The organism is Tsukamurella sputi, assembly GCF_007858445.1.
GTDB classification, from domain to species: Bacteria; Actinomycetota; Actinomycetes; order Mycobacteriales; family Mycobacteriaceae; genus Tsukamurella; species Tsukamurella sputi.
In genome coordinates, this window is sequence record NZ_VIGV01000002.1 from 522,418 (window position 1) to 541,505 (window position 19,088).

Consider the following 19,088-nt stretch of genomic DNA (forward strand, 5'->3'; position numbering starts at 1 on the left):
GCATTCCAGGGGTGGCGGAACGCAGCGCGGGCTGTGTCGGTGGTCACAGCATAACCGCAGAGACGACGTATTTCACAGCCGTCCCGGGCGACTCGCCGCGTGCCGACCGGACCCGCCGGTCCGGGCCGATACCCTGACTGATCGTGAACCTCCATCTCGCCCGGATCGCCGCCGTCGTGGCCGGCCTGATCGGCCTGGTGCTCGCGATCGCGACGCCCCTACTGCCGATCAAGCAGACCGCCGTCACGATCGATTGGCCGCAGTCCGGTTCACTCGCTCCGGTCACCGCACCGCTGACGATGTACAAGCCGCTGCAGGTGGACGCCACGATCCCGTGCGCGGTCGCGGCGGCGGCACCGTCGGACAGGCAGACGGTGCTGGCGGCCACGACACCCCCGCCCGCCGGGGACCGGGCGCGCACGACCGGGCTGTACGTCACCGTCGACGGGGAGGCCCTGACGGTCCGCTCCCGCGGCGCGCTGGTGCACACCGTGCCCCGCGCCGACCTGGGCCGGTGCGGCGACCTGCGGATCACGGTCGACGCCGATCACGCCTTCGCCGCGGCGACCGGCATCTCCGGTCAGGGCGATGTCCGGGGCGACCTCCGGCCGCAGGTCGTGGGCGTCTTCTCGGACCTGCCCGCGAACCTGCAGGGCCCGACGCCGAAGCTCACGATCGACGTCGATTCGCGCTACACCTCGTCGCCGTCGGTGCTCAAGGGCATCGCGATCCTCGTCGGCGTGGCCTGCGTGCTCGTCTCGCTGTTCGCGCTGGCGCTGCTCGACCGCGCCGACGGCCGGCGCCGCGGCGGGCTGCTCCCCCGCCGCTGGCTGCACGTGCGCCTCGCCGACGTCGCGGTCGTCGGCAGCCTGCTGGCCTGGCACATCGTCGGGGCGCCCACATCGGACGACGGCTACATCCTGGGCATGATCAAGGCCGCGCCGCACTCGGGCTACATGCCCGAGGTCTTCCGCTACTACGACGCGCCCTACGCGCCCTTCGGCATGCCCTTCTACGTCGTCTCGTGGATGGCGGACCTGAGTGTCTCGAGCCCCTGGCTCCGCCTGCCGGCGCTGCTCTCGGGCATCCTCGCCTGGTTCCTGCTCTCCCGCGAGGTGCTGCCCCGGCTCGGGCTGAGCAAGCGTCGCGCGCCGACGGACTACTCGCGCGCGCTGTGGGCCATGGCGGCCGTCTTCACCCTGTTCTGGCTCACCTACAACCCCGGCCTGCGCCCCGAGCCGATCGTCGCGGTCGGCACCGTCGTGACGTGGTGCCTGGTCGAGCGCAGCATCGCGACCCGGCGCCTCGCCCCCGCGGGCGTCGGTCTGGTCGTCGCCGGGCTCACCCTCTCCGCAGCCCCCACGGGCAGCTTCGCGTTCGTCGTCTTCCTCGTCGCGGCGGCGCCGCTGTGGAAGGCCGTCGTCGCGCACGTGAAGGCCAACGGCTACGCCGCGACGCTGCTCACGCTCGCGGCTGCCGGAGCGTCGGTGCTCTTCCTGGTCTTCGCCGATCACGGCCTCGTCGAGATGCTGCAGTCCACCAAGCTCCTCGGCGACGTCGGGCCGAGCGAGCCCTGGCACCGCGAGATCATCCGGTACGAGGCCCTGTTCCAGCAGAACCCCAACGGTTCCGTGGCCCGACGGTTCGCGATGCTCGCCCTCTTCCTCGGATCCGTCATCGTCGGGACGCTGCTGCTGTGGCGGCGGCGGATCCCCGGCATCGCCACCGGACCCGCGCGCCGCGTGGTCGCCGCGATCGGCGTCTCGCTGCTGGTCATGGCGTTCAACCCCACCAAGTGGACCCACCACTTCGGCGCCTTCGCGACGCTGGGCGCGATGGTCGCGGCGATCGCGGTCGTCGCCGTCGGTCCGCGCACGATCCGTCGCCCGCAGTTCCGCCTGCTCGCGCTCGCCGCGGTCGCAGGCTGTGCGACGCTGGCGTTCGAGACCACCAACGGCTGGTTCTACCCGGGCAACTTCGGCATCCCGTGGGGCGGCGCGGCGCCGACCGTCGCGGGTGTCTCGATCGCGACCGTCTTCGGCGCGCTCACGGTGCTGCTGCTCGGCGCGGCACTCGTGGTGCACGTGACCGGCTGGTCCCCGCGAATGCCGGAGATCGCCGGCCGACTGCCCGGATTCGCGACCCCGATCACCCTGGTCGCGACGCTGATCATCGCCATGATCGGTGCCACCAACGTGGCGTCGATCATGATCCAGCGGCCCGCGTACTCGTACGGCCAGCAGAACCTGCGCTCGCTCGTCGGCCAGCCCTGCGGCATGGCCGACGAGGTCCTCGTCGAGCGCGATGCGACCGCCGGCGTCCTCGCGCCGATCGGCGCGGCGCCCGACCCGCTGGTCGGCGAACTGAACGCCAACTTCACACCGAACGGCATCGCCGGCAGCCTCAGCTCGAGTTCGCGCGGCGCGGCCGACCTGGTGCGCACCGGCGACGCCGACAACACCCCGTCGAACACGGGCGGCACCGGCGGCGGCACGCTGGACCGGCCCGGTGTCAACGGCTCGACCGCGGCCCTGCCCTTCGGCCTCGACCCCGCCCGCGTGCCGATGGTGGGCAGCCGTCAGACCGGCCCCCAGCACTCCGCGCGCGCGATCTCCAGCTGGTACGCGCTGCCCGCCGGCGGGATCGACAGACTGCTGACGATCAGCGTCGCCGGCCGTTTCGGCCCCGGGGACCTGCAGCTGGAGTTCGGCTCGGGCACCGGGACCATCACTCCGAACGGCGCGGTCACGCCGATCGACATCGGCCCGGCCCCCGCCTGGCGCAACCTGCGCGTCCCGGCGGAGACCGTGCCCGCGGGCGCGACCGCCGTGCGCGTGCGCGCGACGATCACGGCACCGTCGGAGAACACCTGGGTGGCCTACACGCCGCCGCGCGCGCCGAAGCTCGAGACGCTGCAGGAGCTCCTGGGCGACGATCCGACGCTGGTCGACTGGGGCGCCGGCATCGGCTTCCCCTGCCAGCGGCAGTGGCGCGAGAACGGCGGCGTCGCGGAGCAGCCCATGTGGCGGATCCTGCCCGAGCGGGATCTCGCGGCCGCGGCCACCACCACGTGGCAGGGCGGCGATGCCGGCGGTCCGCTGGGCTGGGCACTGCTACTCGCCAAGGCGCAGACGGTGCCGACCTACCTGAACCACGACTGGGGCCGGGAGTGGGGCGCGCTGGAGCGGTACGTGCCCTACGTCGACGCGCCCGCGGCACAGCTGGGCCGGACGGAGGTCACGCGCTCCGGCCTGTGGTCGCCGGGCCCGACGCCGCAGGAGTAGTCACCAGCGGGACCTCGGAACATCGGGGTCCGGGCACAGGGCACGCGCCCGGCGCCAGCCCGGCTACCAGCGGGACCGGGGGACGTCGAACTCGGAACACAACGCCCGCCACACGTCGCGCGGGTCGACACCGGATTCGATGGCCTGATCACCGGTGACGCCGTAGTCGGGGAGCCGGTGATCGCGCATCAGGGTATCGCCACGCAGGGTGCCGAACTCGGCGTAGAGCAGTTCGCGGAAGTCGGTGAGGCGCACCGCTCCAGGCTACCGATAGGCCTCGCAGACGAGCACCGGGTCGGCGACGCGGTGCGCGCTCCGGGCGGCGGTCCGCGCGGCGCGCGCGAACGAGGGCTCGTCGAGGACGCGGCGCACGCCCGCGCGGATCGCGTCGGCGGTCGCGGGACGCACGAGGACGCCGCTCCCCTGTCGCGCGACGCGGTTCGCGAGCTCCCATTGATCCCCGCCGCCGGGCACGACGACGACCGGCTTACCGGCCGTGAGCGCCTTGGTGAGCATGCCGTGGCCGCCGCCGCAGATCACGGCGTCGGCGCGGGCGACGAGACCGTCCTGACGGCCGAAGCCGCTGGCGACCCAGGGCTCGTCGAAGGCGGGCGGGTTGAGTCCGCTCACCGCGAGTCGCACGCCCTGGTCCCGGAGCGCTTCGACGGCGACCTCGGCGAGGTTCTGCTCCCCCGTCGCCGCCGTCGACGGGGCCACCATCACCAGCGGGCCGGCACCGTCGGGCACGGGGCACGGATCGTCCGTCGGCTCCAGAGTCAGGGGCCCGACGAGGTGCGTGCGCGCCGGCCAATCCGGCCTGGGGACTTCGAGGGCGGGAATGGTGGCGACGAGCCGCCCCGCGGGGCCGATGTCGTGGGCCGGCAGTCCGATCCCGGCGCGCGCCTCCGCGCGCTGACGGTGGCCGTTGCGGATGTCGCGCGCGGTGAAGGCGCGGAGCACCGCGTCGCGCAGCAGCTCCCGGGGAGTCTGCGCGGGTGCGAGGCCGGAGCCGATCGGCGGGAGGCCCTTCGACGGCAAGTACAGCGGATGCGGGCTCAGTTCCAGCCAGGGGACGCGGAGGAGTTCCGCGGCCATGCCGCCGCCGGGGGTGAGGATGTCCGCCACCACGAGGTCGGCGCGGAAGTCCTCGATGTCGGGAAGAACACAGGTGGCGATGTACGCGGCGCGACCGTGGATCTTGGATCCGGCGTCGCCGTCGTCGTCGCCCGGCCGCGCGGCCAGGCCCGGGAGCTCCCGGGTGTCGACGCCGTACCGCGCACCGACGTCGCGCCACTGCCGTCCGGTGAAGACGACGGACTCGTGACCGGCACCGTTCAGGCGGAGAGCGAGCGCGAGGCCGGGCAGTGCATGCCCGGCCTCGGATCCCGCGACGATCGCTACGCGCACCCGCACTCCTTCTTCAGAGCCGTCGGTACGCCCCGCGGTGGGACGTACGCGGGAGGAGCCCCGCTAGAACGTGCTCGGGGTCTTCTTCCCCGAGCTCAGCCACTTGACCACCGTGACGATACCGATGATCACCAGCGCGATGATCGCGAGCGGGAACAGGGACTTGATGATCGCCGAGGCCACCATCAGTACGAGCCAGACGGCGACGATGGCGCCGAGGATCTTCCAGAACATTGGGTGCACCTTTCGGGAGCTTTCGGATGAGCCTTTCGTCTTCCATACTGCCCCTGCGAGAGCGTGGAAGTCACGCGCTGAACTGCGGTTTCAGGGGTATTTGGGGGTTAACCCCGAGGGCTGGTCACCACCTGTGGGGATCCGGCACGGGCGGCAGCGCGGCGATGCCGTAGGCCCAGGCGCGCAGCCGCTCGGCGGTCTCCTGCAGGCGGGGCGTGGCGTAGCTGAGCTCGTCGAACCGGGCGGGCGAGCCGAGTGACCGGCGCGCCGCCGCCACCGTCATGGCGGCCGACCGCACCATCTCGCGGTAGGCGTCTACACCCTCGTCCAGGCTCGCGAGGCCCTCGTCGAAGGTCTCGCGGAGGTACGCGGCGGAGCCACCGCCGCCTGCGACGACCCGTTCGAGGTCGACGAGTTGCTCGGCGTAGGCGACGATCGCGTCGGCCGAGGCTTCGGCGTCGTCGTCGAGCTCGCTCAGCGAGTCCGGCGGGAGCGCACCGGAGCGGGTGAGCACGGACATGAGCGCCAGGAACTCCTGCTCGGCGTCGGCGAGGGCGCGGACGGGTCCGTGGAGGGCCGACGAGCGGCCCGGGACGGCGCGACGGGCGTAGGTCCGGGGCGGCGGCGGGGTGCGACGCAGCCGGTGCAGCTTGCGCACGGCGTAGCCGGCCGGCACGGCGATGAGCGCGGTGACGGCGGTGGCGGTACCGCCCACGACGGGCGCGGCCGCCGCGAAACCGCCGACGGCGACGACCGCGGACGTGGAGGTGGTGGCCGCCCAGCTGTTCACGCTGTAGCGGGCCTGCTTGATGGAGCGCTGGTGCGCCGCCTTCGGATCCTTCCGGCGGGCGGCCTTGTCGCGCGCCTCGTCGGCGGCGCGGGCGGCGGTCTCCATGGCGGTGGATGCCGCGGTGATCGCCGAGGCGGCCATGCGACCGGCGGAGGCCGCCACCGCCGAGAAATCGGTGCGGTAGCGGCCTCGCTGGTCGGTCATGGTTCCTTCTCGTCGTCCTGCCGCAGTGCTACTGCTGACCCGGGTTGGGCGCCTGCTGCGGGGTCTGCGGAGCGGGAGCGGCCTGCGGCGCCGCCGGGGCACCCTGGATCTGGCCGCTGGCCTGCATCGACGCGCGGATCTGCTCGAGCCGCGAGTGGCCCGCCATCTGGACGGTGGCCTGCTGGACCTCCATCATGCGGCCCTGCACCGAGTTCTGCGCGAGCTCGGTGGAGCCGAGAGCGTTGGCGTAGCGGCGCTCGATCTTCTCGCGCACCTCGTCCAGGTTCGGGGTGTTGCCCGGAGCCGCGAGCTGGCCCATCTGGTTGAGCGACGCCGAGACCTGCTCCTGCATCTTCGCCTGCTCGAGCTGGCTGAGCAGCTTGGTGCGTTCGGCGAGCTTCTGCTGCAGCTGCATGGCGTTCTGCTCGACGGCGCGCTTGGCCTGGCCGGCGGCCTGCAGCGACTGGTCGTGCAGTCCCTTGAGGTCCTCGACGCTCTGCTCCGCGGTCACCAGCTGCGCGGCGAAGGCTTCGGCAGCGTTGGTGTACTCGGTGGCCTTGGCCACGTCACCGGCGGCGGTGGCCTGGTCGGCGAGCTGCACGGCCTGACGGGTGTTGGCCGACAGCTTCTCGACCTCGGCGAGCTGACGATTCAGCTTCATCTCGAGCTGGCGCTGGTTGCCGATCACGGCGGCGGCCTGCTGCGAGAGGGCCTGGTGCTGCCGCTGCGCATCCTCGATCGCCTGCTGGATCTGGACCTTGGGATCGGCGTTCTCGTCGATCTTGGCGTTGAACAGCGCCATCAGGTAGTGCCACCCCTTGACGAACGGGTTAGCCATCGTCAGTTCTCCTCCACTCGGAACGTCCATCGCCGAATCCACGTCCGGCCGCCCGGCGACGCCGGACTCGTGCTTACCAATCTATCGGGAAAAGGCACCGTCGCGCCGCCCTGATCCGCGGGTTCGGGGAAAACCCCGAATCCGCGGAACCGTTGTCCGGGGTCAGGCCGCGGCGAGGGCCGGCGCGGGGATCACCATCGTGGGGATCGGGCGCATCGACACGCTGGCCTGCGCCACCACATCGGCCACGTCGATCGCCAACGCGCCGCAGATGGCGGCCAGCAGCTCGCTGGACGCCTCCTTCTGGCCGCGCTCGACCTCCGACAGGTAGCCGAGGCTGACCTGGGCCGCCGAGGACACGTCCCGCAGCGTGCGACTCTGGCGCACCCGGGTCTTGCGCAGGTTCTCGCCGATCGCCTCGCGAAGCAGTAGAGCCATGCTCACCTCCGTATTGGTATCTGTCCAGTCAACGCGGGGCGGGCCCAGATGGTTCCCGATTCGCCGAAACCCGCTCGATCAGTTCCCGCAGCGCGGCCTCGACCGCGCCCCGACGGACGGCGGCACGGTCACCGTCGAGCCGCAGCGTGGTGACCGTGGTGCCCGACGGCCCGGAAAGCCCCAGGTGGACGGTGCCCACAGGCACGCCGTCCTGCTCCGTGGGGCCGGCGACGCCGGTCAGGCCGACGCCCCAGTCGGCGCCGCAGCGCGTCCGCGCACCGTCGGCCAGCGCGCGGGCGGTGTCCGGGTGGACGGGTCCGTTGCGTTCCAACTCGTTCGACGGGACACCCGCCAGGCTCGCCTTGAGGTCGGTCGCGTAGACGATGAGGCCGCCGCGGAGCACGGCGCTCGCGCCCGGGACGTCGGCGATCGTCGCGGCGAACAGGCCCGCCGTGAGCGACTCGGCGGACGCGACAGTCTCACCGCGCTCGGCGAGCGCGGCTACGAGGCGCGCAGCCTCACTTGCGGCCACGCCACCAGCTGAGCAGGTAGTCGACACCGGTCGCGACCGTGACGATGACGGCGGCGCCCATCAGGATCTGACTGGGCAGGTCCATCCACGACGGCAGCGGCATCAGGTACAGGCCGATCGCGAGGGTCTGCAGCAGGGTCTTGAGCTTGCCACCGCGGCTCGCGGGGATCACGCCGTCGCGGATCACCGCGAAGCGGAACGCCGTGATGCCGAACTCCCGGGCCAGGATCACCAGCGTGACCCACCACGGCAACTCCCCCAGCACCGACAGCCCCACGAAGGCGGCACCGGTGAGCGCCTTGTCGGCGATGGGGTCCATGAGTTTGCCGAAGTTGGTGATCAAGCCGTAGCGGCGCGCGATCTGCCCGTCCACCCGGTCGGTGATCATGGCGGCCGCGAAGATCGCGAAGGCGATCCAGCGCCAGGTCGTGGAATGACCACCGTCGACGAACAGCGCCGCGAGGAAGACGGGGACGAGTACGATCCGGAGCACCGTCAACCCGTTCGCGACGTTGACGTTCGAGACAGGTGTGCTCGCGGGCTGCACGCCGTCCGTTGCACTCACGTCGATCAGCCTATCGGTAGGCGTAATCCGCGGCTCTGCGCGCTACGGTTTCTCTCGCGGCGGCCCCTCCCGGCGGTACCGCCGGTCTCCGGTATTCAACCGATCACACCCTCACTGGCACACCATGAACCAGCCCTCACCGGGGTGTTGTGAGTGTGGTGAATCACGCCCAACCATGATTGACTCCTCCGGTGAACGTGATCGGTGAGCTGCGGGCGGCGGGCTGCGCCTTCGCCGAACGCGAGGCCGAACTGCTGGAGAGCGCCGCGTCCGGCCCCGACTTGGAAGCCCTCGTCCGCCGACGATGCGCCGGCGAACCGCTCGAGCACCTCCTGGGCTGGGTGGAGTTCCGGGGCCGTCGGCTGACCGTCGGTCCGGGGGTCTTCGTGCCCCGCCGCCGGACCGAGCTGTTGTCCGAGTTGGCCGACGGTACCGGCGTGCTGGTCGAGTTGTGCTGCGGCGCGGGGCCGGTGGCCGCGACCTCGGCCGCCGCCAAGACCTACGCCGTGGACATCGACCGCACCGCCGCCGAGTACGCCGCGCGCAACGCGCCCGATGCGACGGTGCTGGTCGGGGACCTGTTCGCCCCGCTGCCCGGCGCCCTGCGCGGCACCGTCGACGTGATCGCGGCGAACGCCCCCTACGTCCCCACCGCGGCCATCGCGACGATGCCGCCGGAGGCCCGCGACAACGAGCCGCACCGGGCCCTGGACGGCGGGCCCGACGGCCTGACCCTGCACCGGCGCATCGCCATGGACGCGCCGCGCTGGCTGCGGTCCGGCGGCCGGGTGCTCATCGAGACCGGGCGTCAACAGGCCACCTACACGGTGGCCGCGCTGCGCGCCGTGGGCCTGCTGACACACATCGAGATCGACGACGACCGCCAGGCCACGGTGGCCGTCGGCGTCATGCCCTGATCACTCACCGGAGCCTGCGTCCTTGTCGACGAGGGCCTGCTCGCCGTCGCGCTTCGACTTCACCAGCGACGCCACTGTCGTGATCACCAGGACGCCCAGGATCACGGACAGCGAGAGGCCGGTGGAGATCTCCGGTACCGCGACGTGCTGACCGCCGTTGATGAAGGGCAGGGTGTTCTCGTGCAGCGCGTGCAGCACCAGCTTGACGCCGATGAAGCCGAGCACGATCGACAGTCCGTAGGAGAGGTACACCAGACGGTCGAGCAGTCCGCCGATCAGGAAGTACAGCTGGCGCAGCCCCATGAGCGCGAAGGCGTTCGCCATGAACACCAGGTAGGGCTCCTGGGTGAGACCGTAGATCGCCGGGATCGAGTCGAGGGCGAAGAGCACGTCAGTGAAGCCGATCACCACCAGAGCCAGCAGCAGCGGCGTCGCGACCTTCTTGCCGTCGATGCGCGTGACGAGGCGGTCACCGTCGTAGTGCTCCGTGGTGGGGACGATCTTCTTGAAGAGCCGGGCGACGCGGCCCTCGCGCTCCTTCTCGTCCTCGACGGGCCCCGCGTCGGACGCCGCCTCGCGGACCAGCTTGACGGCCGTGTACAGCAGGAACGCGCCGAAGATGTAGAACACCCACGAGTAGGTGGAGATCGCGGCGGCACCGACGGCGATGAACCCGGCACGCATCACCAGCGCCAGGACGATGCCGATGAGCAGCACCTTCTGCTGGTAGATCCGGGGCACCGCGAACTTCGCCATGATGATGACGAAGACGAACAGGTTGTCCACCGAGAGCGCCTTCTCGGTCACGAATCCGGCGAAGAACTCCCCGCCGTACTTCGGCCCGGACACCGCCCACACGCCGAGTCCGAACAGGACCGCGATGCCGATGTACACCGCCGACCAGAAGCCGGATTCCTTCAGTGAGGGCTCGTGCGGCGTGCGCACGTGGCTGAAGAAGTCGAAGACGAACAGCCCGAGAACGACCAGGATCGAGACGACCCAGACGACAGCGGAAACATGCATTGCATACACCTCCGGTAAGAATCCGGAGGTCTCTCCCGACCCGACCTGCGGGTCCGGCGCGCCCGGGTGGATATCGACCCACCGTGTTGACGTTCACGCCGCGAGCGGGATACTCCCCTCACATATGCACTCCGGACTGTATCAGAAGTCCAGTTCGTCCTCGACCGGCTCGGGCGCACCGCCTCCACGCAGCGTCAGCATCAGTCCGGGCAGCTCGTCGGGCGTGACCAGCACGTCGCGCGCCTTCGACCCCTCCGACGGGCCGACGATGTCGCGCGACTCCATGAGGTCCATGAGCCGGCCGGCCTTCGCGAAACCGACGCGCAGCTTGCGCTGGAGCATGGACGTCGAACCGAACTGCGAGGACACCACCAGCTCGACGGCCTGCAGGAAGACGTCCAGATCGTCGCCGATATCGGGGTCGACGTCCTTCTTCTCGACCTTGGTCTCGGTCACGCCGTTGGCGTAGTCGGGCTCGGCCTGGTTGCGCACGAAGTCGACGACGGAGGTGATCTCCTCGTCGGTGATGAACGCACCCTGCATACGGGTCGACTTACCGCCCATCGGCAGGAACAGGGCGTCGCCCATACCGATCAGCTTCTCGGCGCCGGGCTGATCGAGGATGACCCGCGAGTCCGTCAGCGAGCTGGTCGCGAAGGCCAGGCGCGACGGGACGTTGGTCTTGATCAGGCCGGTCACCACGTCGACCGACGGCCGCTGCGTGGCGAGCACCAGGTGGATGCCGGCGGCGCGCGCCTTCTGCGTGATCCGGACGATCGCCTCCTCGACGTCGCGCGGGGCGGTCATCATGAGGTCGGCGAGCTCGTCGACGATGGCCACGATGTACGGGTACGGGCGGTAGACGCGCTCCGACCCGAGCGGCGTCGTGATCTCGCCCGAGCGGACCTTGCGGTTGAAGTCGTCGATGTGCCGCACGCGCGAGGCCTGCATGTCCTTGTACCGCTGCTCCATCTCCTCGACCAGCCAGGCCAGCGCGGCGGCGGCCTTCTTGGGATCGGTGATGATGGGCGTGATGAGGTGCGGGATGCCCTCGTAGGGCGTCAGCTCGACCATCTTCGGGTCGATGAGGATCATCCGCACCTCCTCCGGGGTGGCCCGGGCGAGCAGCGAGACCAGCATCGAGTTGACGAAGCTGGACTTGCCCGAGCCCGTCGAACCGGCGACCAGCAGGTGGGGCATCTTGGCGAGGTTGGCGTTGACCATCTCACCCTCGATGTCCTTGCCCAGGCCGATGACCAGCGGATGCGTGTCCCTGCGCGTGTTGTCCGAAGCCAGCACGTCGGCCAGGCGGACCATCTCGCGGTCGGTGTTGGGCACCTCGATGCCCACGGCGGACTTGCCCGGGATCGGCGCCAGCAGGCGCACGTTGTCGGTCGCCACCGCGTACGAGATGTTGCGGTGCAGCTGCGTGACCTTCTCGACCTTGACGCCGGGACCGAGCTCGAGCTCGTAGCGGGTCACCGTGGGGCCGCGGGTGTAGCCCGTGACGGCGGCGTCGATCTTGAACTGCTCCATGACGCCGGTGATCGCGTCGATCATGGCGTCGTTGGCGCTGGTCCCGGCCTTGGCGGGCTCGCCCTCGATGAGCAGGTCGGCCGGCGGCAGGACGTAGTCCTCGCTGTCGATCGTCCGCGCGACGGTGAACTCCTCCGACTTCGGCGCCGGCGGGGGCGTGTGGTCCTTGACCACCGCCGGGGCCCGGCGTGCGCGCGCGGGCGGAGTCGCCGGGGCCACCTCCACCGTCGGCTCCTCGGAGGGCTCGGGCTCCGGGACGATCGGCGCCGTCACCTGGTCCGACGGTGCCTCCTCGACCGGCTCCGCCGTCTTCCGGCGGCGGGCGGGACGCTTCGGCGGCTCGGGATCGGCCGGGTAGTTGTCGTACGGGTCGCCGTAGGGCGAGAGCGCACGGGTCGCGGTGTCGGCGCGACCGGAGTCGAAGGCCGCGAAGGGCGAGTCGAGATCCTCGTCGTCGACGGGCTCCTCGTCGCCGTACTGCTCGCGCATGTCGACACCGAAGTAGAACTTGAGCCGATCGACGATCTCGCGCACCGTCATACCGCTGACCAGCAACAGACCGAACGCCGCGACCAGGACGAGCAGCGGCACGGAGATCCATGCGGTGAAACCGTCGGTGAGCGGGCCACCCACCACGTAGCCGAGGTATCCCCCCGCCGCCGCGCGGTCGTCGAAGCTCGACGGTCCGCCGGACGCGATGTGCAGCAGGCCGAGGAAGGGCAGCACGATGAGCGCGCCGCCCACGCGATGCCGCACGTGCGCCGCCGGGTTGTCCGGGCGACGCATCATGATCACGCCCAGCGCGATCGCCAGCGGCGGAACGAGCACCGCGAACCAGCCGACCACGGCCCGGACTCCGGTGGAGAAGAAGGAGCCGACGGGCCCGCCGGCGTCGAAGTAGACAGCGGCACCGAGAATGATGGCGACGGCGAAGAGCGCGAGTGCCAGCCCGTCCCGCGAGTGCGTGGGCCGCGGCGGGGTCACCTCGCCGGTCGTGGTCTCCGCCTCGGGGCGGCTACCGGTGCGCACAGCCCCGCCGACGCCCTTGGCCAGCAGTTTCCACCCCGCACCGAGCCCGCGGGCCACTCCCCCACCGCCGCTCGAGGCGGCCTTCGGAGCCGCGGCAGCCTGCTTACCGCGGCTGCGCGGGGCGGCCTGACGGCTGCGCGTGGGGCTCGCGGCGCGGCTGTTGCGCGTACCGCCGGAGCGGGAGTTCGCGGTGCCGCGCGCGCGGGTACTGGTCTTCGATGCCATGGGGGCAGTCTATCGACATCAACCCCATTCGTATCAAGTGCCACACCTGTAACAGCTGAACCGGCGGCGGGTCGCTAGAGCGAGCGGACCACGGAGCCGAGCAGATCGATATCGGCGTCGGCGCCCTCGAAGGTCACGAGCGCCTCATCGCGGCCGAACGCCCACATCGTGACCTCGCCGATCGCGCCGATGACCGCCACCTCGGGGCCACGCCCGACCGCCACGACGGCGCCCTCCTCCGTCGTGAGGCTGATTCGCAGCGGCGCGCCGCGCATGGTCATCCGTCCGATCCGTCCGACGACCGACCGCAATCCCCGCGCGACCCCGTCGTCCAGCGTGCGCGGGGTCCACCCCGTCGCGGCACGCCGGATGTCCTCGGTGTGCACGAAGTACTCGCCCAGGTTGGCCTGCTCGTCGACGAGGCGCAGCGGCGAGAATCGGGGCGGACCGCCGGCCACCATCGCCAGTAGGTCGTCGAAAGGACGGGCCGCGATCTCGGCCTGCACCCGCTCCGTGTATCCGGCCAGCGGGGCGAGGAGTATGCCGGCCATCGCGTCGGGACGCCCTTCGCGAAGCACCAGGTGGGCGAGCAGTTCCCGCACGGTCCACTCGCCGCACAGCGTCGGGGCATCGGGACCGGCGGCGCGGGCCGCCTCGACGAGGGCGGCGCGTTCACTCCGGGCAGGCTTCACAGAGGTCACCCTAGTCCGGTGGGGACGTGCGCCGCAGCGGCGCCCGGGCCCGCGATGCGTACTGAAATCAAGTCAAAGTGTCCTATACTTCACATCATGATTGCGAACTCAACGTCGACGTCCCGCCGCACGCGCTTCGCCTCGGCCACAGCGCTCCTCGCCGCCGTCGCAGCGGGCGCAACGCTGGCCGCCCCCGCGGCGTCCGCCGCTCCCGTGGACAAGTCGCTCGTCCTCACTCAGGCCGAGTTCCCGGCGGGTTCGGTGGAGTACCGCACCGGCGCGCCGCGCCCCTCGAAGCTGGGCGCGGACAAGCCGACACCGGCCTGCACCACCGCGATCGAACGGGTGAACCGCGCCTCCGCGAACGCGCAGGGCTTCAGCGCCATGGCCCGCAACGGGTACTCCCTCATGCTGACCTCCGTGATCGCCCCGGTGCAGACGTCGATCTGGCGCGATGCGACCCGCGCCTGCGACGGCCCGGCGGCCGAGCTGCCGGTGCCCGGCGACCTCGCCCGTTACAACCCCGTCGTCCTGACCTACCGCAGCGGCGAGCGGGTCGAGGCCATCGAGGGCGTCGCCGACGTCGCCGGGCGCACCGTCGACGTCTACGTCGGCGGGCTCAGCGAGACCCCCGCCAACACCGACCGGTTCTGGCAGGTCTTCCGCGCCCAGATCACGAAGGCCGAGGCGGCTCGCTGATGCGCGTCCGCCATCTCCTCGCCGGTTCGACGGTGGCGGTCCTCGCCGCCGTCGGCCTCCCAGGCTTGGCCCAGGCCGCGCCGATCGTCCCCGCGCAGGCCGTGCTCGCCGCGCACGAGTTCCCCGCGGGTTCCACCGAGTACAAGGCACGGGCCGAGGTCGGCGAGCCGGCCGGACAGTTGGTCTCCGATTCCGTCTGCGGCCGCGCGGAACACGCCGTCGATCAGAGGCTCGAGGGGGCCCGCAGCACCGACGCATCCGCGCGTCGCGGGGCGCTCACCCTCGAGTCGAGTGTCATCGATCGCCCGATGTCGGCGACAATGCGAAACGCCTTCACCACCTGCGCGGCGAGCACGCCCGCTTCCAGTCGCTTGCTGCCCTCGGCCCTACCGGCCGACCTCAGTCGCTACCAGGGCTTCGTGGTGCGAATCGGCGCCGGGCAGGCCCTGTTGGGCGTCGTCGACGTCCGCGGCGCGTCGGTGGGCGTCTCGGTCGAGGGCGGCAGTTCGTCGCCGGCCGACGAGGGCGCCTTTTTCCAGGTGCTCCGCGCCCAGGTCGCGAAAGTGGAGCGACAGCCGTGATCGCGCGACGTCTCTCCGTCGCAGGCGCAATCGCCGTTGCGACTCTGGCCATCGTTCCCGCTGTCGCCCAGGCGGCTCCGGTCAACACCGCCCGGGCGATTCTGGCGGCCCACGAGTTCCCGCCCGGTTCGAGCGGCTACAAGGTCGAGACCGAGACGCTGGACCCGTTCGACGAGCCGGAGGGTTCGAGTACGCCGTGCTCACGATTCATCCGCACGATGTTCGAGCGCCTCGGCGGCGCACAGGTGACCAGCGCCCAGGCCAGTCGCGGAGCCACTGACGTCGAGGTCGCCGTCGTGAACCGGCCTATGGCGGCGCTGATGGCCGAGGGCTTCCCCACGTGCGAAGCCCAGGTAGACCCGAGGGCCCGTTCGACGGTTCTCGCCGCCCCCGCCGATCTCACACGTCTGCGTCCGTTCGTCTTCAAGGATGCCGACGAGATGCAGGCATGGGTCGACCTACGGGGCATCTCCGTCAACGTCACGGCGACCACCAACAACCGCGGTCCCGCCGATGCCGATGCCTTCTGGCAGGTCCTTCGCACGCAGATCGCAAAGGTGGAACGCCAGCCGTGAACGGACGTCGATTCGCCGCTGCCTGCGCCCTTGCCCTGACCACGGCCGTCACGATTCCGGCTCTCGCGAGCGCAGCACCGGTACAACCCGTTCGCGCACTCCTGACCGCCGCGGAGTTCCCCTCTGGCACGACGAACTACACGGCAGACCGGAGCACTCCGTCGGCCGGCATCGGCGGACCGGAGAGTGCGGAGTGCACCCACCGGCGAGATGCGCTCGAAGCCGAGTTCAAGGTAGCCGGATCGGCGACCGCCACCGCGCTGCGCGGTCGAAGCACTATCCGCGTAGCGGTCATCGACCGTCCGGTCGCGAGCCGTGCCACCGAATTCGCGACGCGGTGCCCTGCTCCGGGTACTCCAGCTCCGATAGCGCTGGGTGTTCCGAGCGACCTTCAGCACGCACGTCCGTCGATTCTCTCGTCCGGTGCGGACTTCCTCTCGAGCTGGTCCGACGTTCGGGGCACGACGGTGCTGGTCCTCACGATCGGCGAGGACGGTGTCCCCGCGGATCGCGATGCCTTCTGGCAGACCCTGCGCGCCCAGGTCGCCAAGGTCGAGCGCCAGCCGTAGCCGACGCCGCATCGTCCGAAGCGTTCTGCGACGTTCCCCGAGCGAGACGTCGCAGAACGCCTGGCGAGCTGGTCGCTAGTCCCCTACCACCATCACGGTGGGGACGATCATCGGGCGACGGCGGTAGGCCTTGTCGACCCAGCGGCCCACGGCCCGTCGAACACCCTGCGCGATGCGGTGGGCCTCCTTGACGCCCTCCGCGGCGAGGTCGGCGAGCACGTCCTCGACGAGCTGCTCCGCCTCCTTGAGCGCGGTCGGATCGTCGGAGAAGCCGCGACCGGACACCTCGGGCTTGCTGACGGCGTTGCCCTCCTTGTCGATGGCGACGCTGATGGAGATGAAGCCGCCCTCCCCCAGGACCAGGCGGTCCGACAGGGTCGACTCCCCCACGTCGCCGACGGAGTTGCCGTCCACGTAGACGTGACCGACGGGTACCTGCCCGACGATATTCGCGACACCGTCGACCAGATCCACGACGACGCCGTCCTCGGCGAGCATGATCCGGTCCTTCGGCACGCCGGTGGCCTCGGCCAGCGCGGCGTTGGCACGCAGGTGCCGCCATTCGCCGTGCACGGGCATCGCATTGCGCGGCCGCACGGCGTTGTACAGGTACAACAGCTCGCCGGCGCTGGCGTGGCCCGAGACGTGGACCTTCGCGCTCTGTTGCGTGATCACCTTGGCGCCGAGCTTCGACAGCCCGTTGACCACGGCGAAGACCGAGTTCTCGTTGCCCGGGATGAGCGAGCTGGCGAGCACGACGAGGTCGTTCGGCGAGATGGTGATGTTGCGGTGCTCGCCGCGGGCCATGCGGGAGAGCGCGGCCAGGGGCTCGCCCTGCGAGCCGGTCGAGATGAGCACGATCCGGTCGTCGGGCAGCGACGCGGCGGTGTCGAGATCCACCTCGACGCCCTCGGGCAGGTGCATGTAGCCGAGCTCCTGCGCGAGCGCCATGTTCCGCACCATCGAGCGGCCGACGAAGGTGATCCGCCGGTTGTGCGCCATCGCGACCTCGGCGATCTGCTGGATGCGGTGCACGTGCGAGGCGAAGGACGCGACGATCACGCGGCCCTTCGCGCGGCCGATCACGTTGTCCAGCACCGGCCCGATCTCGCGCTCGGGGGTCACGAAGCCCGGGACCTCGGCGTTGGTCGAGTCCACGAGGAACAGGTCCACGCCGGCGTCGCCGAGCCGCGAGAAGCCCGCCAGGTCGGTGAGGCGGCCGTCGAGCGGCAGCTGGTCGAGCTTGATGTCGCCGGTGTGCAGAGCCACCTGGCCACCCGCGTGGATCGCCACGGCGATCGCGTCGGGGATCGAGTGGTTGACGGCGAAGTACTCGCACTCGAACGGGCCGTGGTCGGTCGACTCGCCCTCGCGGACCTCGACGAGCTTCGGACGCAGACGGTGCTCGTCGCACTTGGCCTTGATCAGCGCGAGGGTGAACTTCGCGCCGACGATCGGGATGTCGGGCCGCAGACGCAGCAGGAAGGGAACGGCACCGATGTGGTCCTCGTGGCCGTGCGTGAGCACGATCGCCTCGACGTCCTTGATCCGGTCCTCGATGTACCGGAAGTCCGGGAGGATCAGGTCCACGCCGGGCTGCTGATCCTCGGGGAAGAGCACGCCGCAGTCCACGATGAGGAGCTTGCCGTCGTACTCGAAGACGGTCATGTTGCGACCGATCTCCTTGATACCGCCGAGGGCGACCACCCGCATGCCGCCCTTGCGCAGCTTGGGCGGGGCGCCCAACCGCTCGACGGGGGCCGACGGTGCCTTCTGCCGGTCGTTCCCGCGGCGGCCGCCGCCACCGCGCCGCGAGCCGCCGTTCTTGGCGGCCGCCTTCCGGGGCTGGGCCGACTTCTGCGGCTGCTCCTCCTGCGCGGCTGGAGCCTGCGCGGCGGGCGCTTGCGCCGCCGGCGCCTTCTCCTCGACGACGACGCGCGCCGCCGACGTGGAGATCACCGGCTTGGGCTCGGCAGGCGGTCCGGCCTGCCGGGTGGCCTTTCGGCTCCGTCGGGCTCCGCCTGCTGCACCGTCGGTCATTGTTTAGAGCACCCCCGCTTGGGTCAGTAGCGCTGCGAGCCGGTCGCGCTGTTCACCGGTGGGCGGCACCTGCGGGAGGCGCGGAACACCCATATCAAGGCCCTGCAGGGCCAGTGCCGCCTTCGAGAAGGTCACGCCGCCGAGGCCGGACATGGCCTCGTAGACGGGCCCGAGGGAGGCGTTGATGTCTGTGGCGCGGGCGTGATCGCCCGCGAAGTAGGCGTCGCGCATCGCGCGCAACTGCGGCGCGACGACGTGCCCGATGACGGAGACGAAACCGAGCGCGCCCACGGAGAGCCAGGGCAGGTTCAGCGGATCGTCGCCGGAGAGGAACTGCAGATCGGTCTCGGCGATCAGCCGGGCGCCGGCCCCGAGGTCGCCCTTCGCGTCCTTCACGCCGACGATGTTCTTGTGCTCGGACAGCTTCCGGAGCGTGTCGGTCTCGATCGCGACCACCGAGCGCGGCGGGATGTCGTAGAGGAGCACGGGCAGGTCGGTGGCGTCGGCCACCGTCGTGAAGTGCGCGAGCAGGCCGGCCTGCGGCGGGCGCGAGTAGTACGGGGTCACCACGAGCAGGCCGTGCGCGCCGGCCTCGGCGGCGTCGCGCGCGAAGACGGCGGACTCGTCGGTGTCGTAGGTGCCCACGCCCGCGGTGATCTTCACGCGGTCGCCGACGGCCTCCAGGATGGCCTTGAGGAACTGGATCTTCTCCCACGGCTGCGTGGTGGGCGACTCGCCGGTGGTCCCGGCGACGATCAGTCCGTCGCAGCCCTGGTCGGCGAGGTGCGACGCGAGCTTCTGCCCGGCTTCGAGGTCCAGCGTGCCGTCCGCCTTGAACGGGGTCACCATCGCCACGGAGATCGCGCCGAAGGGGGTCGTGGGCGTTGTGGTCGCCGGGGTCGCACTCATA

General features: G+C 71.0%; 18 protein-coding genes. 5 read left to right on the forward strand and 13 right to left on the reverse strand.

The window, feature by feature from the left end; translation table 11 throughout:
- Window positions 1-143 precede the first annotated feature (143 nt).
- Window positions 144-3,284 (forward strand): arabinosyltransferase domain-containing protein, encoded by a 3,141-nt coding sequence (locus FK268_RS07730; RefSeq protein ID WP_231706974.1) that lies wholly within the window; start codon window positions 144-146, stop codon window positions 3,282-3,284.
- Window positions 3,285-3,347: 63 nt separating this feature from the next.
- On the opposite strand, the gene FK268_RS07735 is transcribed toward FK268_RS07730, so the two are convergent.
- From FK268_RS07735 to pgsA, 8 genes are all read right to left on the reverse strand, one after another.
- Window positions 3,348-3,539, reverse strand: coding sequence for a DUF3046 domain-containing protein (locus FK268_RS07735; RefSeq protein WP_146432801.1), 192 nt, complete (start codon window positions 3,537-3,539; stop codon window positions 3,348-3,350).
- A 9-nt stretch (window positions 3,540-3,548) separates the two neighbouring features.
- Window positions 3,549-4,691: a glycosyltransferase gene (locus FK268_RS07740; protein WP_146432803.1), complete on the reverse strand. Its 1,143-nt coding sequence runs from the start codon at window positions 4,689-4,691 to the stop codon at window positions 3,549-3,551.
- A 63-nt stretch (window positions 4,692-4,754) separates the two neighbouring features.
- Entirely contained in the window at window positions 4,755-4,925 is a 171-nt protein-coding gene (locus FK268_RS24645) for a hypothetical protein (protein ID WP_166443461.1), read from the reverse strand.
- Window positions 4,926-5,049: 124 nt separating this feature from the next.
- Window positions 5,050-5,919, reverse strand: a complete 870-nt coding sequence (gene pspM / locus FK268_RS07745; RefSeq protein ID WP_146432805.1) for a phage shock envelope stress response protein PspM — start codon at window positions 5,917-5,919, stop codon at window positions 5,050-5,052.
- A 28-nt stretch (window positions 5,920-5,947) separates the two neighbouring features.
- Window positions 5,948-6,757: a PspA/IM30 family protein gene (locus FK268_RS07750; RefSeq protein ID WP_146432807.1), complete on the reverse strand. Its 810-nt coding sequence runs from the start codon at window positions 6,755-6,757 to the stop codon at window positions 5,948-5,950.
- Between the two features lie 162 nt (window positions 6,758-6,919).
- On the reverse strand, window positions 6,920-7,195 hold the full coding sequence (locus tag FK268_RS07755) for a helix-turn-helix domain-containing protein (protein ID WP_146432809.1): 276 nt from the start codon (window positions 7,193-7,195) through the stop codon (window positions 6,920-6,922).
- Between the two features lie 28 nt (window positions 7,196-7,223).
- Window positions 7,224-7,727, reverse strand: coding sequence for a CinA family protein (locus tag FK268_RS07760; RefSeq protein WP_146432811.1), 504 nt, complete (start codon window positions 7,725-7,727; stop codon window positions 7,224-7,226).
- A complete protein-coding gene (gene pgsA, locus FK268_RS07765; protein ID WP_231706975.1) occupies window positions 7,714-8,292 on the reverse strand; it encodes a CDP-diacylglycerol--glycerol-3-phosphate 3-phosphatidyltransferase in 579 nt (192 codons plus the stop codon). The genes FK268_RS07760 and pgsA overlap by 14 nt, the downstream gene beginning before the upstream one ends.
- Window positions 8,293-8,483: 191 nt before the next feature.
- Here pgsA and FK268_RS07770 point away from each other — a divergent pair, with 191 nt between their 5' ends.
- Window positions 8,484-9,209 (forward strand): putative protein N(5)-glutamine methyltransferase, encoded by a 726-nt coding sequence (locus tag FK268_RS07770; RefSeq protein WP_146432813.1) that lies wholly within the window; start codon window positions 8,484-8,486, stop codon window positions 9,207-9,209.
- Here the strand turns inward: FK268_RS07770 and FK268_RS07775 are convergent, their stop codons facing one another.
- From FK268_RS07775 to FK268_RS07785, 3 genes are all read right to left on the reverse strand, one after another.
- Window positions 9,210-10,232: a TerC family protein gene (locus tag FK268_RS07775; RefSeq protein ID WP_146432815.1), complete on the reverse strand. Its 1,023-nt coding sequence runs from the start codon at window positions 10,230-10,232 to the stop codon at window positions 9,210-9,212.
- 141 nt (window positions 10,233-10,373) lie between these two features.
- The gene (locus FK268_RS07780; protein ID WP_146432817.1) at window positions 10,374-13,022 is read right to left on the reverse strand and encodes an FtsK/SpoIIIE family DNA translocase; all 2,649 of its coding nucleotides are present in this window, start codon (window positions 13,020-13,022) and stop codon (window positions 10,374-10,376) included.
- A 74-nt stretch (window positions 13,023-13,096) separates the two neighbouring features.
- On the reverse strand, window positions 13,097-13,714 hold the full coding sequence (locus FK268_RS07785) for a TIGR03085 family metal-binding protein (RefSeq protein WP_146432819.1): 618 nt from the start codon (window positions 13,712-13,714) through the stop codon (window positions 13,097-13,099).
- A 96-nt stretch (window positions 13,715-13,810) separates the two neighbouring features.
- Between FK268_RS07785 and FK268_RS07790 the strand changes: the two genes are divergently transcribed.
- From FK268_RS07790 to FK268_RS07800, 3 genes are read left to right on the forward strand one after another with little or no spacing between them, the layout of a single operon-like run.
- Window positions 13,811-14,413 (forward strand): hypothetical protein, encoded by a 603-nt coding sequence (locus FK268_RS07790; protein WP_146432821.1) that lies wholly within the window; start codon window positions 13,811-13,813, stop codon window positions 14,411-14,413.
- The gene (locus FK268_RS07795) at window positions 14,413-14,994 is read left to right on the forward strand and encodes a hypothetical protein (RefSeq protein ID WP_146432823.1); all 582 of its coding nucleotides are present in this window, start codon (window positions 14,413-14,415) and stop codon (window positions 14,992-14,994) included. The genes FK268_RS07790 and FK268_RS07795 overlap by 1 nt, the downstream gene beginning before the upstream one ends.
- Complete coding sequence (locus tag FK268_RS07800; protein WP_146432825.1) at window positions 14,991-15,569, forward strand: hypothetical protein; 579 nt, start codon at window positions 14,991-14,993, stop codon at window positions 15,567-15,569. Before FK268_RS07795 ends, FK268_RS07800 begins: the two co-directional genes overlap by 4 nt.
- 644 nt (window positions 15,570-16,213) lie before the next feature.
- Here FK268_RS07800 and FK268_RS07805 read toward each other — a convergent pair.
- Window positions 16,214-18,178: a ribonuclease J gene (locus tag FK268_RS07805; protein ID WP_146432827.1), complete on the reverse strand. Its 1,965-nt coding sequence runs from the start codon at window positions 18,176-18,178 to the stop codon at window positions 16,214-16,216.
- A gap of 3 nt (window positions 18,179-18,181) precedes the next feature.
- Complete coding sequence (dapA, locus tag FK268_RS07810) at window positions 18,182-19,087, reverse strand: 4-hydroxy-tetrahydrodipicolinate synthase (RefSeq protein WP_146432828.1); 906 nt, start codon at window positions 19,085-19,087, stop codon at window positions 18,182-18,184.
- Between the last annotated feature and the right edge of the window lies 1 nt (window position 19,088).

Excerpts from the sequence above, each read along its gene's own strand:
- FK268_RS24645 (WP_166443461.1), bottom strand. The coding sequence starts at position 4,925 with ATGTTCTGGAAGATCCTCGGCGCCATCGTCGCCGTCTGGCTCGTACTG.
- pspM (WP_146432805.1), bottom strand. The coding sequence starts at position 5,919 with ATGACCGACCAGCGAGGCCGCTACCGCACCGATTTCTCGGCGGTGGCG.
- FK268_RS07750 (WP_146432807.1), bottom strand. The coding sequence starts at position 6,757 with ATGGCTAACCCGTTCGTCAAGGGGTGGCACTACCTGATGGCGCTGTTC.
- FK268_RS07755 (WP_146432809.1), bottom strand. The coding sequence starts at position 7,195 with ATGGCTCTACTGCTTCGCGAGGCGATCGGCGAGAACCTGCGCAAGACC.
- FK268_RS07775 (WP_146432815.1), bottom strand. The coding sequence starts at position 10,232 with ATGCATGTTTCCGCTGTCGTCTGGGTCGTCTCGATCCTGGTCGTTCTC.
- FK268_RS07780 (WP_146432817.1), bottom strand. The coding sequence starts at position 13,022 with ATGGCATCGAAGACCAGTACCCGCGCGCGCGGCACCGCGAACTCCCGC.
- FK268_RS07790 (WP_146432821.1), top strand. The coding sequence starts at position 13,811 with ATGATTGCGAACTCAACGTCGACGTCCCGCCGCACGCGCTTCGCCTCG.
- FK268_RS07795 (WP_146432823.1), top strand. The coding sequence starts at position 14,413 with ATGCGCGTCCGCCATCTCCTCGCCGGTTCGACGGTGGCGGTCCTCGCC.
- FK268_RS07805 (WP_146432827.1), bottom strand. The coding sequence starts at position 18,178 with ATGACCGACGGTGCAGCAGGCGGAGCCCGACGGAGCCGAAAGGCCACC.
- dapA (WP_146432828.1), bottom strand. The coding sequence starts at position 19,087 with ATGAGTGCGACCCCGGCGACCACAACGCCCACGACCCCCTTCGGCGCG.